The organism is Parvibaculum sp., from assembly GCF_030694575.1.
Lineage (GTDB): Bacteria > Pseudomonadota > Alphaproteobacteria > Parvibaculales > Parvibaculaceae > Parvibaculum.
On record NZ_JAUYUS010000086.1, the window covers coordinates 1 to 13,628 of the forward strand.

A 13,628-nucleotide genomic window follows, 5' to 3' on the forward strand; every position below is an offset into this window, starting at 1 on the left:
CAGAACTCGCATTGGTCCCCCTCTCGGCGATCGGAATATCCGGTCGCCAGCGGCTTGGTTAATCCATAATTTGGACCTTACGGCGATTTGGTTAACAAAGGTTAATCGGAATGAAAAAAATTCAGAAAAATTTACGGGTCATCTTCTAAACCGCTGATGCGATTCAATTTTCCGAATCCGGGACGGGCCAGGCCAAGTTTACAGGGCCTCGGAACCGAGCTTTTTCGGGGTTGGGCCGGTCCAATCCGGCACCTAATCAACGTCCTCAGGGTTTACGCGGTCTTAAAGTCTTCAAGCCATGATCCATCGACGGAACGGCAGAGGCCGTTGTCCGTGTAATCCGGCGTTTGGCGGTATTCCCGCTTCAGATGGGGACTCGGGGTCAGTGCAGGCATTGTTGGCGGAAATAGGCGCGCTTGCCGAGGTGAGGCATTATGGGCGGGTCGTCAGCATTCAGGGGCTGATGGTCGAGGTGGCCGGGCCGCTCCATGCCATGGGCGTGGGCAGCAGGCTCTCAGTGTCAAACCGCGCCGGCGAGGAAGTGGTCTGCGAGGTCGTCGGTTTCCGCGACAACAAGGCGCTCTGCCTTCCGTTCGGTTCGCTCGCCGGTATCGGCGTCGGCTGCAAAGCTGTGCTTTCGTCGGAAGAGCCGCATGTCTATCCCTGCAATGCCTGGCTCGGCCGGGTCGTCAATGCGATGGGCGAGCCGATGGACGGCAAGGGGCCGATCGCGCAAGGGGCACTTCCCTATTTGCTGCGCAACATGCCGCCGCCGGCGCATACGCGTCAGAGGGTACGAGGGAAGGTCGATCTCGGCGTTCGCGCGCTCAATACATTCACGACTGTCTGCCGCGGCCAGCGTATGGGCATTTTTGCCGGCTCGGGCGTCGGCAAGTCGGTCCTGCTTTCAATGCTTGCCCGCAATACGGCCTGCGACGTCTCGGTGATCGGATTGATCGGCGAGCGCGGACGCGAAGTTCAGGAATTTATCGAGGACGACCTGGGGCCCGAGGGCCTCGCGCGCTCGGTCGTCGTTGTGGCGACGTCGGACGAGCCCGCGCTGATGCGTCGTCAGGCCGCCTATCTGACGCTCAGCCTTGCCGAGTATTTCCGTGACCAGGACCAGAATGTTCTCTGCATGATGGACAGCGTCACGCGTTTTGCCATTGCGCAGCGCGAGATCGGCCTCTCGACCGGCGAACCGCCGACAAGCAAGGGCTATACGCCAACGGTGTTCGCCGAATTGCCGAAGCTTCTCGAGCGTGCCGGGCCCGGTACGGGCGCCGGCAGCATAACGGGTCTCTTTACGGTTCTGGTCGACGGCGACGATCACAATGAACCCGTTGCCGATGCTGTGCGCTCTATTCTCGACGGGCATATCGTCATGGAGCGTGCAATCGCGGAGCGCGGACGCTATCCGGCCATCAATGTGCTGAAGTCCATCTCGCGTACCATGCCGGACTGCAATGCGGCGGAAGAGAACGAATTGATCCGGCGCGCCCGCGCGCTGATGGCAACCTATGACGACATGGAGGAGTTGATCCGGCTGGGTGCTTATCGTCCGGGTTCCGATCCGCAGGTGGATGAGGCGATTCATTATCAACCCGCCCTCGATGCCTTTCTCGCGCAGGGCAAGCGCGATGCGAGCACCCTTGCCGAAGGCTATCGGGCGCTTGCCGAAGTGCTGGCCAACCGGCCCCGGACATTTGAGGAGACCGAGTGATGCGCAACCGCGAATCTCTCATCCGGCTTCACAAGTTTCAGGTGGACGAGAAACGCCGCAAGGTGGCCGAGCTCGAATTGATGCTTTCCGAGTTCCGCCAACGCGAGCGCGATCTTGAGGCGCAGGTCGAGGCGGAACAGCGCAAAGCCGGCATCTCGGACGTTGCGCATTTCGCCTATCCCATGTTCGCGAAGTCAGTGATCCGCCGCCGTGAGAACATTCTTGAATCGATTGACGGAATAGAGCGACAGCTTGAAACGGCGAAGGAGGAGCTCTCCGGCGCTTTTCGCGAGCTCAAGAAATACGAGTTGCTGGAAGGTAGCCGCAAGCGCAAGGTCCGCCGGGAAGCAATGCGGGTGGAACAGACGGAACTGGACGAAATCGCGCTTTCGATTCACCGTCGTCATTAGCTTCGGCCATCCCGGCAAAACGGCCTTTTTTGCTACATCGAATGCACGCTAGAATGACCGCCTGCACAACAGAAAGCGGTCAACGTCCATGCCTAGCTTCGATATCGTCTCCAAAACCGACTTCGCCGAGATCGACAACGCGCTCCAGAACGTGGCGCGCGAGATCGGACAGCGATACGACTTCAAGGGGTCGCATTGTTCGGTGGAGCGGAAAGATCAGGAATTGACGATCCTCGCCGACGACGATCTGAAGCTGAAGCAGATGCATGAACTGCTGCAGGGCCATCTGGCGCGGCGAAACGTCGAAGCGGGCGTGCTCGACTACAAGGAGCCGGAGAAGGCTGCTGGTCAGAGTGTGCGCCAGAAGGTGGCAATCCGCGAAGGACTCGACAAGGAACTCGCCAAGCGGATCGTGAAGGACATCAAGGGATCCGGCCTGAAGGTACAAGTCGCCATTCAGGGCGACGAACTCAGAGTCTCGGGTAAGAAGCGAGACGACCTCCAGGCCGCGATCCAGTTTGTGAAAGGGCTGAAAATCGAACAGCCCCTTCAGTACGAGAATTTCCGCGACTAGCCGCGGAAGAAGAGGCGCCGGACGAGATAGATCAGGCTGATCGCGATCAGATAACCGACGAAACGGATCGCTACCAGCTTGAGAACCTCGAGATCGAGATAATCCGGCAGCGGGTTCGCGGCACCCGCATAGAAGTTGCGGCCGATATTCACAAGCTCGTGGACCACCGTGGCGCCGAGCGCGAACACGACGATCCTGTTGTACCGGTTCATGATGATGGCCGCGATCAGGGCGATGACGAGCCCCTGGATCGAGTTGACCGTGTCGAATCCCATACGCGCCCATGCGAGCGCCTGGTTCAGATATTCCGTAAGTTCCATCTTGTCCCCCTCAAGCATTACCGGCCGGGAGAGCCCCTCTCCCGGATGTACGTTGCAAACGCTCTCGCCACCACGCCAGAGCCATCTGCGACGGTATCGGGAGAGGTTATCCCAAATCGGGACAAGGTCTAGCTGTTTACACGAGAAAAACGTCAGCCTGCGTCGCAAAAGCGTCATGCCGGACTGCGGTCATGTGCCTTGCGGCATTCGATTTTCAGCGAAAAGCCGGAGCTTTTGGATGATTCGCGCTCTCCGCTACAAGGCCGCACGAGTCGTCAGAAAGAGTGAGATGTGGTTAACGGCTCTGGACTATTGCACCGCTCAGATGCTGCCGACCGTGCGGAGCCGGACCCGGGGATGTACTTCGTTCTGCGACATGACAAATGTCTGCGGCCGGAAGCGCTCGACGATCGACCGCACATACGGCCGGACGCCGGGGCTTGTAAGCAGCACCGGCACCTCGCCTGCGCGGGCAGCGTCCTCGAAGCGGTCGCGCATGCTGGCGATGAACTCCTGAAGAACAGATGGTTGCATCGCGAGCTGCTTTTCCTCGCCTTGCCCGATCAGGGATTCGGCGAATGCCTGCTCCCAGCGCGGTGAAAGAGTGATGAGCGGCACAGCATTGCCGGCATCCGCGTGGGCCGCACATATCTGGCGGGCCAGACGGGCCCGGACGTGCTCGGTGATGAGCGTGAGGCTTTGCGTATGGCCCACCGCTTCCGCAATACCCTCCATGATCGTCGCGAGATCGCGGATCGAGATGCGCTCGTTGAGCAGCGTTTGCAGTACACGCTGAATACCGGTGACCGTGATCTGCGACGGTACGAGGTCCTCGACAAGCTTCTTGTGCTCCTTGCCAAGTTCGTCGAGCAATTTCTGCACTTCCGCATAGGACAGCAGGTCGGCCATGTTGTCCTTGATGATTTCGGTCAGGTGCGTGGTCAGCACCGTCGGCGGGTCGACGACCGTGTAACCCCGGAACGATGCTTCCTCGCGCAGGCCCTCGTCGATCCACGTCGCGGGCAGGCCGAACGCCGGTTCCGTCGTATGGAGGCCGGGGAGCTGAATCTGTCCGCCATGGGGATCCATGACCAGCAGCTGACCGACATAAACGTCGCCTCGTCCGGATTCCACTTCCTTCACGCGGATGACATAGCTGTTCGCATCGATCTGCACGTTGTCCAGGATACGGACAGACGGCATGACGAAGCCCATGTCGCTGGCGATCTGGCGGCGCAGAGCCTTGATCTGATCTGTGAGCTTCTGATGATCCTTGCCGTTGATAAGCGGCAGCAGGGCGTAGCCGATTTCGAGGCGGAGTTCGTCCATCTTGAGGGCCGTGCTGATCGGCTCCTCCGCGACAGGCACTGCGTCCGCTTCTCTTGCTTCGGCGTCGGCAATCTCATCGGCGCGGTCCCTTCTCGTCTTCTTCAAATAGAAGGCGAGGCCGCCCGTTGCGCCCGCAAGGAGAAGAAAGGGGACGGCGGGAAGGCCCGGCAACAGCGCCATGGTGCCCATCACGAAGGAAGACATGCCAAGCGCCTGAGGGTAGCCGGACAGCTGTTCGAAAAGCGCCTCATCGGCCGCTCCCTCGACGCCGGCCTTGGATACCAGAAGGCCTGCCGCAGTCGAGACAATGAGCGCGGGGATCTGGCTTACAAGGCCATCGCCGACCGTCAACAGCGTATAGGTATGGGCCGCGTCTCCGAAGCCCATGTCGTTTTGTGCGACGCCGATAACGATGCCGCCCACCACGTTGATGAAAGTAATGAGCAAGCCGGCGATGGCGTCGCCGCGGACGAATTTTGATGCGCCGTCCATGGCACCGAAAAATGAACTCTCATTTTCAAGGTCGGAGCGGCGGGTGCGGGCTTCCTTCTCGTCGATCAGGCCGGCGGAGAGGTCGGCGTCGATCGCCATCTGCTTGCCGGGCATGGCGTCCAGGGTGAAACGGGCGGCCACTTCGGCGATGCGGCCGGAACCCTTGGTGATGACCACGAAGTTCACGATCACAAGGATCGCGAAGACAATGACACCGATGACGAAGTTGCCTTGCATCACGAAGTTGCCGAAGGCCTCGATGACCTTGCCGGCGCTCTCCGTGCCTTCGTGGCCGTGGCCGAGGATCAGGCGGGTCGACGCGAGATTGAGTGCGAGCCGCAACATCGTTGCGATGAGAAGAACGGTCGGGAACGCACTGAATTCCAGCGGCTTCTGGATGAAGAGCGCAGTCATCAGCACGAGCACCGAGAAGGTGATCGAAATGGCGAGCGAGAAATCGAGCAAGAACGCGGGCAGGGGCAGAATCAGCACGACTATGATCGCGATCACGCCAAAAGCGAGGGCGAGATCGCCGCGCTTGGCGATATCGGCCAACAGGCTTCCGGGTGTTATCCCGGCAAGGCCGAGGCCACCGAGCAATCCCTTTTTCGGTATGGCGCTGCTCGCGTCACTCATTCAGTGCATTCCCAAGGTTGACGACTACTTCAGCCGAAATAAGCGCGGGCTTCGCCCGGTGTCGGAACGGGAACGCCTTGCTCGCCGTATTCCTTGAGTTTGTTGCGCAAGGTCCGGATCGAAATGCCGAGGATGTTCGCGGCATGGGTGCGGTTGCCCAGGCAATGGTCGAGAGTCTGCAAAATGAGGTCCTGCTCCACTTCGGCGACAGTCTTGCCAACAAATGCGCGCGAGACGGCGTCAGCAGCACTGGCAGCTCTGTGTGCGACGCCTTGAAAGGCTGCATCTTCGAGACGGGTGCCATCGGGCAGGCGGATTGCATCCACGTCCATCTCTTCGCCGGCCGTAAGGAGGACGGCGCGGTGCATTGTGTTTTCCAGTTCGCGCACGTTGCCGGCCCATTCATGACGGGTCAGAAAGCGGCGCGCTTCAACAGATATCGGCTTCGGCGCAAGACCGTTTGCCTTGGCATAACGGACGGCGAAATGGTCGGCGAGAGCCAGAATGTCCGACGGGCGCTCACGAAGGGGCGGAAGCTGGAGATTCACGACGTTGAGACGGTAGAAAAGATCTTCGCGGAACCGGCCGGCACGTGCTTCCGATTGCAGATCGCGGTTGGACGTTGCGACGATGCGGATGTTCACCTTGACGGGTGTCTTCCCGCCGACGCGGTCGATTTCGCGTTCCTGGATTGCGCGCAGGAGCTTCGCCTGCAGGCGAATATCCATTTCGCTGATTTCATCGAGCAGGAGCGTGCCGCCGTCGGCTTCTTCGAATTTGCCGATACGGCGGGCGACGGCACCCGTGAACGCGCCTTTCTCGTGGCCGAAGAGTTCGGACTCAAGCAGGTTCTCAGGAATGGCGGCGCAGTTTACCGAGATGAACGGCTTGTCGCGGCGGAGCGAGCGGCTGTGGACGTAGCGAGCCATAACCTCCTTACCGGTGCCGGACTCTCCCGTGATGAGGATCGACGCATCGGACGCTGCAACCTGGTCGGCGAGCTTCACGACGCTCGCCATTTTCGGGTCCTGGAAGACCAGCGCATGGCTTTCGTCAGCCACGGCCGCCAGTACGGCGGCAATGAGTTCGGCGTCGGGCGGCAGAGGGATATATTCCTTCGCACCAGCCCGGATCGCATTAACGGCGGCGCGCGCGTCGGTTTCGACGCCGCAAGCGACCACCGGAATGCAGATGTGTTCGGTCTGGAGCCGCTGGATAAGGCTTGCGATGTCGGCGGCGACGTCGACCATCATCAGGTCGGCGCCCCGGCCAGAACGCAGGGTCTCAAGGGCCTGATCGACGGTTTCGGTATGTGTGACCTTGGCGCCCTTCGCCATCGCCATTTTTGTGGCGGTGGAGAGCTGTCCGTTCAGTGTTCCAACGATCAGAAGGCGCATTTGCGGCTCCTCTACTTTCTATTCTCAACTTTGCGCGGTAGCTCGATCTGAAGCGATCAGCTCACACCGCCCTTGACGATTTCAGTCATCGTGACACCCAGGCGATCATCCACGACGACTACCTCGCCGCGTGCCACCAGTCGCTCATTGACATAGATGTCGATTGCCTCACCCACCTTGCGGTCGAGTTCGACGATGGCGCCGCGGCCCAGCTTCAGCAGGTTGGAAACTTCGATGTGGGTCTTGCCGAGTACGGCCGACACGTTGACGGGCACGTCGAACACGGCTTCAAGATCCTGGGCAGAGCGCACCTGATCTTCTTCCTCGGCGGTCATCTCGTCCTCCGTCGCAACCGGCAATGCGTCGGCGGTGGCGAGATCGGGGAGGGCGATTTCTTCGTCCTGGTCGGCCATGCTGTAGACTCCTTCAGAATTCGTTGTTGCTGTCAGTCCCGGCCGGTGGAGCGGCTTTCAGGCATGGCGAGCGCGTGGGTATCTTTTTCCGATGTGCCGATCGTTTCGACATAACGGCCGACAATTTCCGATATTTCCCGTTCGATTTCGTCGGTGTTCCGCACGACGCCGCCATCGGCCCACTCCACGACGCAGTCGCCTTCCCTCATGGTGGGCTCACCCAGAAGGATGATGCGGCCGGAGAGGCCGCGCTCCATGGCCATGCGATCGACGGTGTCCTTGAGGCGGTCGACGAGCGAAGCGGAGACGCGCAGCAGAATGTGCGGCTCCCGGTTCAAGTGCGTGAGGCAATCGCGCAGGACGGCCTCGATTTCGGTATCTGGACGTGTCGCGATCAGAGCCGGTGCAAACTTGCGCGCCACCTGCAGCGCGAGTGCCGCCGCTTCCTTTTTCAGGCTCGCGGTATGAGCGCCGAGGGCCGTGAGCAGGCTCGCTGCGCTCTCCGACAGGTGATTGAGGGCGGTGCCGAGCTCCCGGTCGGCACGGGCAACCGCTTCCCGCTCGCCCGCCGCGTAACCCGCCGCATAGGCTTCGTCGCGAGCCTTTTCGAGGTCCGCTTCAGTCAGACCATGAGACACCTTCGCCTTCGACGACGGACCCGCAGGAGTCTCGCCGAAGTGCGTGTCGAAGGTGAATTTCACAGCCTGCTTCATTTCGCTTGTCCGGTTACCTGACCACATCGGAATGTCAGTAAATGAGCTCATTGTCGGCGCCGTCGGCGGCGATCATGATCTCACCCTTGTTGGCGAGATCCTTGGCGACGTTGACCATGTTCATTTGGGCTTCGTCCACATCCTTCAGGCGGACGGGCCCCATCATTTCCATGTCTTCACGCAATATTTTGGCGGCACGTTCGGACATGTTGGCGAAGAAGAGGTCGCGCAAAGTATCGGAGGCGCCCTTGAGCGCGATGCCGAGCTTGTTCTTGTCGACGGCGCGCAGCAGCGTCTGGACGGAGCCGGGGTCGAGCCTGCCGAGATCCTCGAAGGTGAACATCAACGCCTTGATGCGATCTGCAGAGTCGCGCGAGCGTTCTTCCAGAGCGGCGAGGAAGCGACCCTCCGTCTGGCGGTCGAAGTTATTGAAGATTTCCGCCATCAGTTCGTGGCTGTCGCGACGATTTGTGCGGGAAAGATTCGACATGAATTCCGAACGGAGCGTCTGTTCGACCTTGTCGAGGATTTCCTTCTGCACGGATTCCATACGCAGCATTCGTGTTACGACTTCGAGCGCGAAGTCCTCCGGCAGGCAGCCCAGTACACGCGCGGCATGCTCGGGGCGGATTTTCGTCAGTACGACGGCGACCGTCTGGGGGTATTCGTTCTTCAGATAGCTCGCGAGCACGGCTTCATTCACATTGCCGAGCTTCTCCCACATGGTGCGGCCGGCAGGGCCGCGAATTTCATCCATGACGGAATTTACGCGGTCTTCCGGCAGGAACCGGAGAAGCAGTCGTTCCGTCGATTCGTAGGAGCCGACCAGCGCACCTGTACCCGACACCTTGGAAGCGAATTCCACGAGCAGCTTTTCGATGATGCCTGCCTGGACGGTTCCGAGCGACGACATGATCTGCGACATTTCGCGGATTTCATCTTCGTCGAACATCTCCCAGAGCGGCGCGGCATCGTCTGCGCCGAGGGCGAGCATGAAGATCGCGGCCTTTTGCGGGCCGGTGAGCCCTGCCTTGTCGTCCTTGAGTTTGGGTGCCGTCGCCAATTTTCAGGTCCTCAAACGGTTTCGTGCAGCCAGCTGCGCAGGATCGATATGGATTCGTCGGGATGATTGGTCACCAGTTCGCCGATCTTGCGGACGGAGGATTGCTTCACCTTGCCGGCCACCTGTGCGATGTCGATCATCATGTCTTCGCTGAGCTGGTCGGGTGCGGGGAGTGCGCCTGCCGACGCATCGCCCTCGTCCGGTCCGGCGAGAACGGCCTGACCACCACCGGTCGAATAGGAGATCTGCCCAGGGAGCGGACTGCCGGAGAATATGCGCGAAAGGAGCGGACGCATCACGAAGAGCATTGCAATGAGGGCAAGGATCGCCAGCACAAGCATTTCGGCGATTCGGATGATGTCCGCGCGGGTAAAATCCATCAGCCCGGAAGCCTCATCGCCGGCCGCCGTGCCTGCGTCGAGAGCAGGGGCGGCCGCGAATTGAAGGTTCACGATCTCTACCTGATCGCCGCGCGAAGTGTCGAAGCCGATTGCGGATTTGACCAGGGCTTCGATCTTCTGCAGTTCCTGATCGGTGCGAGGTGTGTAGACGGTACTGCCGTCAGCATCCGCTGCATAGGAGCCGTCAACCAGAACCGCTACCGAGACGCGCTTCACACGACCCGGCTCCAGTATTTCGGTCTTGGTCGTGCGGGAGATTTCGTAGTTGACGGTTTCCTCGGTGCGGTTTGTGGCCTGGCGGGAACCGGTTTCCGTGTCTGCGCCGCCGAGATTTGCATTCGGAAGGTTGTTGCCAACCGTGACGCCGCCGTTCCCCGCGCCATCGGCGCTGCTCGAATTGTCGTCGACCGTCTGCGTCGAGCGTACGACCTGGCCGTTCGGATCGAAGGTGTCGGATGTCTGCGTAATACGGTTGTAGTCCATCAGCGCGGTCACTTCGACGCGAGCCTTGTCCACCCCGACGACACGCTGGAGGATGTTCTCGAGATGTGTGCGGAGCCTGTTTTCGTAGCCGGTACGACGCTCGTCGACCGAGCTGACCAGCAGCGACTGGGAATCTTCCCCGACGCCGCTCGCGAGGAGCGCGCCACGTTCATCGACAATCGATACGCGACCGGGGGAAAGTCCGTCCACGGCGGATGCAACGAGATACTGGATCGCCTTTACTTGCTGCGTTGTCAGCGAATTTCGCGACACCTTCAGCACGATGGAAGCGGTCGGTTCGCGGCGATCGCGGGAGAAAAGTTCGCGCTCCGGCAGTACGAGATGAACCCGCACGCTTTCAATGCCTTCGATGGCGCGTATCGTGCGCGCCAGCTCGCCCTCGAGCGCGCGCAGATGATTGATGTTCTGGAGGAAACTCGTGGTGCCGAGCGCATCGGCGTTGTCGAAAATTTCGTAACCGACGGTACCGCCGGCCGGGAGTCCCTTGCCGGCGAGCATCATGCGCAGACGGAGAACGTCGTTCTGCGGCACATAAATCATGCTGCCGTTGCCGCGCAGCTCATACGTGATCTTGGCGGCGTCGAGTTCAGCGACCATCTTTGCGGCGTCTTCAACGCCCACATCGGAAAAGAGAAGAGCTTTGGGTTCGCTGCCCATCCGCAGGACGATGACGGCGAAGAAGCCGAGCAAGGTGAGCGCAACCAGCCCAAGCGCCGCAAGGCGGACCATGCCGAGTGACTTCAGAAGATTCGAGACGTTGCTCACCCACCCACCCCTTGTGCCAGCGCACGCAACGCAAGTCCGGTTCTTGGACCAACGCATTCGCCAGACAACAGGTGAGTCGCAAATCCTTTGCCCTCAAACCCCGAGCCCATTGCCCAGTCGGAGTTTCCCGTGCCGCTGGGCAAAAATTACCGCCCGCGGACTAAACAGATGCTTAACGCGCCCGGCAATTTTTGCCGGGTGGCTAAAAAAAGGGCCGAAAAAAAGAAAGACGCCGGCGGAGGGAGGATCCGCCGGCGCCCAAAGGACAGCAAGTACGCAGATACAATCCCTATCTCACTGCCTGTACTGTTGAACCCGTGTCGCACGGAGCCCTGCCAGGCCGTGCCGTTCGATTGACCGCTGCCAGCTGAGGAATTCCTCCACCGTCAGCGTGTACCGGCGGCAAGCGTCATCGAGGCTTATCAGGCCGCCGCGAACGGCCGCCACGACTTCAGCCTTGCGACGGATCACCCATCGCTTCGTGTCGGGCGGCGGCAGGTCGGCCACCGTGAGCGGACTTCCGTCGGGTCCGATCACGTAGTTGACCTTCGATATCTGATGCTCACTCATCGAACTTTCGTCTCCGTGCTCTTCGCTGGTAGAGAGCATAGGGTCGGGCGCTTTAAAAAACGGCTAAGTGCCGTGGTAAAATTTGCCCGAAATCAAGGGCTTAGCTGTTCCATTGCGGGACGAATGGACGCGTCAGCTTGCAGGTGCCGGTTCTTTTACGGCGGTAATCTGCGAGTAGCGGATTTGCGCGCCATTAACGGTCAGCAATGGATCAGTCGTGCTGAGGTCGATCGCGGTAACGATACCGGTGGTCCGGGTGTCCACGGCGACAGGGAGGCCACTCGCGCTGTTGGCCGTGACGCGCAGGAAGTAGGTGCCCTCGGGCAACTCGCTCCCCTTGCTGTCCTTGCCGTTCCAGCTGAACTTGTGGTCTCCGGCAGTCGCGTCCATTTTTTCGGTATAGACGGTGGCGCCATCGGCATTGATGACCTGCAACGTCGTGTCGGGTGCGTCCGCGGCGACTGCGAAGCTCCATTTGGCTTCGCCATCGGCGAGGAGAGTACCGGTGCCGGAGCCGGTCACCTCCTTGCCCAGGAGAGACACGGACTGGCTCGCATTCTGAATCGCATTGGCCGTAATCAATGTCTCCAGATAGCGGTTTGTCTGGATCGACTGCTCAACGCCGGACATCTGGACGAGCTGCTGGGTAAACTGGTCCGAGCTCATGGGATTCGTTGGGTCCTGATGCTGGAGCTGAGTCGTCAGAAGCTTCAGGAACGTGTCGAAATTGCCGGCGAGGGCCGCCGAAGCGGTCGAAGAATTATTGCTGGAGGTCGCGGCCTGAACGGCGGCGGAAGCCGAAGCGATATCCATTTTCAGTAACCTTTCTGCGTCAGACGCGGATATCGATGCCGCCATTGGCGGAGAGATTGACGTTGTAGATCGGTGCCGATGTGAGTTCTTCAGAAGCAGCTTCATCCGCTCCGCGGCCACCGCCGTCGGCGAAGTTGGGCCTGTCACCATCACCGCTCTGGTCACGCAGTGTGAAGTTCAGGCTGTCGCTGTCGGCCTGCAGACCTGCATTGTTGAGCGCCTGCTGAAGGGCGCGCGCGTCGCGCTGCAGCAGATCGAGCGTTTCCGGCCGGTCGACCGTCATATGCGCGGCGACATGACCGTCCTTGCGGACTTCCATGCGCACGTCGATGCGCCCCATCTCCGGCGGGTCGAGGCGGATATCGAAACGGCTGATACCCTTCTGGAGATTGCGCGCCATCTGCAGGGCGATCGTCGTTGCGGGGAGTTGCGTCGGTTGGGCCTGCCCGGGCAAGGTGCCGATGCGAACCGTGGCCGTGCTGCCGTTTCCGCCGGTCGATGGCGTGCCGCTCACGGGCAAGTCGCCGCCGCGCGGTGTGCCGACCGTATCCAGCGAACCGGTTGCCAGGGGCGTAGGCTGATTTGCCTGGGCCGCTGCGCGCTGCGCCTGCGGAGCGGACGGTGCGGTTTGCGGTGCTGCTGCGGCCTGGGCCAACGTCTGCTTGGCCTCGGTCTTCTTTTCTGCCAGTTGCTCGGCGGCGTTGTGGCCGAGGCCCTTGCTGGTCTTGGCGTCGATGGTCGCTGCTTTGAATTCCGCTGTGGGTTCCGCCGCATCGCCGACGACAGCGGTTTCGCCGGCAGTCTGCTGAACGGCGGCGGGTGCCGTGCCTTTCTGTGCGGTGGACTCGGCTTTTGTATCCCCCGCTCCGTCAGCGGGAGGGTTTGCAGCAATGTTTTGGATGGCCGCATCAGCCGGCGTCTGTGGTTTTGATGTCTCTGCGGGAACGCGTGCCTCGACTGGTCCTGTCGCAACAACGGGTTTTTCCGGTGCGGTGGGCTCGGCTGTCGCGACTGGCGCCGCAGCTGTTCCGACCGGGGCCTCCGCTTCCACAGCGGCCATTTCTGTGGGTACCTCGTTGCTCGGCAGGTCGTTTTCGGCGCCCTCTACAGGAGAGCTGGTTGCCGCTTCGGGATTGTCTTCGGTACCCGGTATCGCCGTTTGCGCCTCAACCGGCGCATCTTCGGCATGCACGGTCTTACCCGGAGTGGTGTCGACCTGCACAGTGAGGGCTATATCTGGCGTCCCCTCCGCCTCTTCATTCTTTTTGTCGCTGTCGCGCGCGGATGCGCGACTTTCGATTTCGTCGTCGCGGCGCGCAGAATTGCGGGGTTCCGGCCGCTCGCGCCGCTCGGCGGGACGATCATCGCGACGGCGGGGGCTGTCTGTTTGGTTGTTTTCGGCGAGATGGCGGGCGAACTCGCTGGCGGCGCCGGTTGCGGGCGTGCGTATGGAACCGGGCTGAATCGTGAGGGATTCCGGGGCTTTAGCGCGTTGGGGGGCCGGG

General features: G+C 60.9%; 13 protein-coding genes. 3 read left to right on the forward strand and 10 right to left on the reverse strand.

Going from position 1 to position 13,628, the window contains the following annotated elements; translation table 11 throughout:
• Positions 1–385: 385 nt before the first annotated feature.
• The 3 genes from fliI (at position 386) to Q8S60_RS12220 (ending at position 2,707) form a co-directional block, all read left to right on the forward strand.
• A complete protein-coding gene (gene fliI, locus Q8S60_RS12210) occupies positions 386–1,723 on the forward strand; it encodes a flagellar protein export ATPase FliI (protein ID WP_305278614.1) in 1,338 nt (445 codons plus the stop codon).
• Entirely contained in the window at positions 1,723–2,133 is a 411-nt protein-coding gene (gene fliJ, locus Q8S60_RS12215; protein WP_305278615.1) for a flagellar export protein FliJ, read from the forward strand. The genes fliI and fliJ overlap by 1 nt, the downstream gene beginning before the upstream one ends.
• Before the next feature lie 88 nt (positions 2,134–2,221).
• Positions 2,222–2,707 (forward strand): YajQ family cyclic di-GMP-binding protein, encoded by a 486-nt coding sequence (locus Q8S60_RS12220; protein ID WP_305278616.1) that lies wholly within the window; start codon positions 2,222–2,224, stop codon positions 2,705–2,707.
• On the opposite strand, the gene Q8S60_RS12225 is transcribed toward Q8S60_RS12220, so the two are convergent.
• The 10 genes from Q8S60_RS12225 to Q8S60_RS12270 form a co-directional block, all read right to left on the reverse strand.
• Positions 2,704–3,027 carry a hypothetical protein gene (locus Q8S60_RS12225; RefSeq protein ID WP_012111097.1) on the reverse strand — a complete coding sequence of 108 codons (324 nt, stop codon included), beginning with the start codon at positions 3,025–3,027 and terminating at the stop codon, positions 2,704–2,706. The genes Q8S60_RS12220 and Q8S60_RS12225 overlap by 4 nt on opposite strands.
• Positions 3,028–3,348: 321 nt before the next feature.
• On the reverse strand, positions 3,349–5,484 hold the full coding sequence (gene flhA, locus Q8S60_RS12230) for a flagellar biosynthesis protein FlhA (RefSeq protein ID WP_305278617.1): 2,136 nt from the start codon (positions 5,482–5,484) through the stop codon (positions 3,349–3,351).
• A gap of 29 nt (positions 5,485–5,513) precedes the next feature.
• The gene (locus Q8S60_RS12235; protein ID WP_305278618.1) at positions 5,514–6,881 is read right to left on the reverse strand and encodes a sigma-54 dependent transcriptional regulator; all 1,368 of its coding nucleotides are present in this window, start codon (positions 6,879–6,881) and stop codon (positions 5,514–5,516) included.
• Positions 6,882–6,937: 56 nt separating this feature from the next.
• A complete protein-coding gene (gene fliN, locus Q8S60_RS12240; RefSeq protein ID WP_305278619.1) occupies positions 6,938–7,294 on the reverse strand; it encodes a flagellar motor switch protein FliN in 357 nt (118 codons plus the stop codon).
• 32 nt (positions 7,295–7,326) lie between these two features.
• Positions 7,327–8,007, reverse strand: coding sequence for a FliH/SctL family protein (locus Q8S60_RS12245; protein ID WP_305278620.1), 681 nt, complete (start codon positions 8,005–8,007; stop codon positions 7,327–7,329).
• 34 nt (positions 8,008–8,041) lie between these two features.
• The gene (fliG, locus tag Q8S60_RS12250) at positions 8,042–9,070 is read right to left on the reverse strand and encodes a flagellar motor switch protein FliG (RefSeq protein WP_305278621.1); all 1,029 of its coding nucleotides are present in this window, start codon (positions 9,068–9,070) and stop codon (positions 8,042–8,044) included.
• A gap of 11 nt (positions 9,071–9,081) precedes the next feature.
• Positions 9,082–10,740, reverse strand: coding sequence for a flagellar basal-body MS-ring/collar protein FliF (gene fliF, locus Q8S60_RS12255; RefSeq protein WP_370867315.1), 1,659 nt, complete (start codon positions 10,738–10,740; stop codon positions 9,082–9,084).
• 294 nt (positions 10,741–11,034) lie between these two features.
• Positions 11,035–11,310 (reverse strand): DUF1153 domain-containing protein, encoded by a 276-nt coding sequence (locus Q8S60_RS12260; RefSeq protein WP_012111104.1) that lies wholly within the window; start codon positions 11,308–11,310, stop codon positions 11,035–11,037.
• Between the two features lie 132 nt (positions 11,311–11,442).
• Positions 11,443–12,123: a flagellar hook assembly protein FlgD gene (locus Q8S60_RS12265; RefSeq protein ID WP_305278622.1), complete on the reverse strand. Its 681-nt coding sequence runs from the start codon at positions 12,121–12,123 to the stop codon at positions 11,443–11,445.
• A gap of 19 nt (positions 12,124–12,142) precedes the next feature.
• Positions 12,143–13,628: flagellar hook-length control protein FliK (locus Q8S60_RS12270; protein WP_305668591.1), on the reverse strand; the 1,486-nt coding region annotated here is incomplete at its 5' end.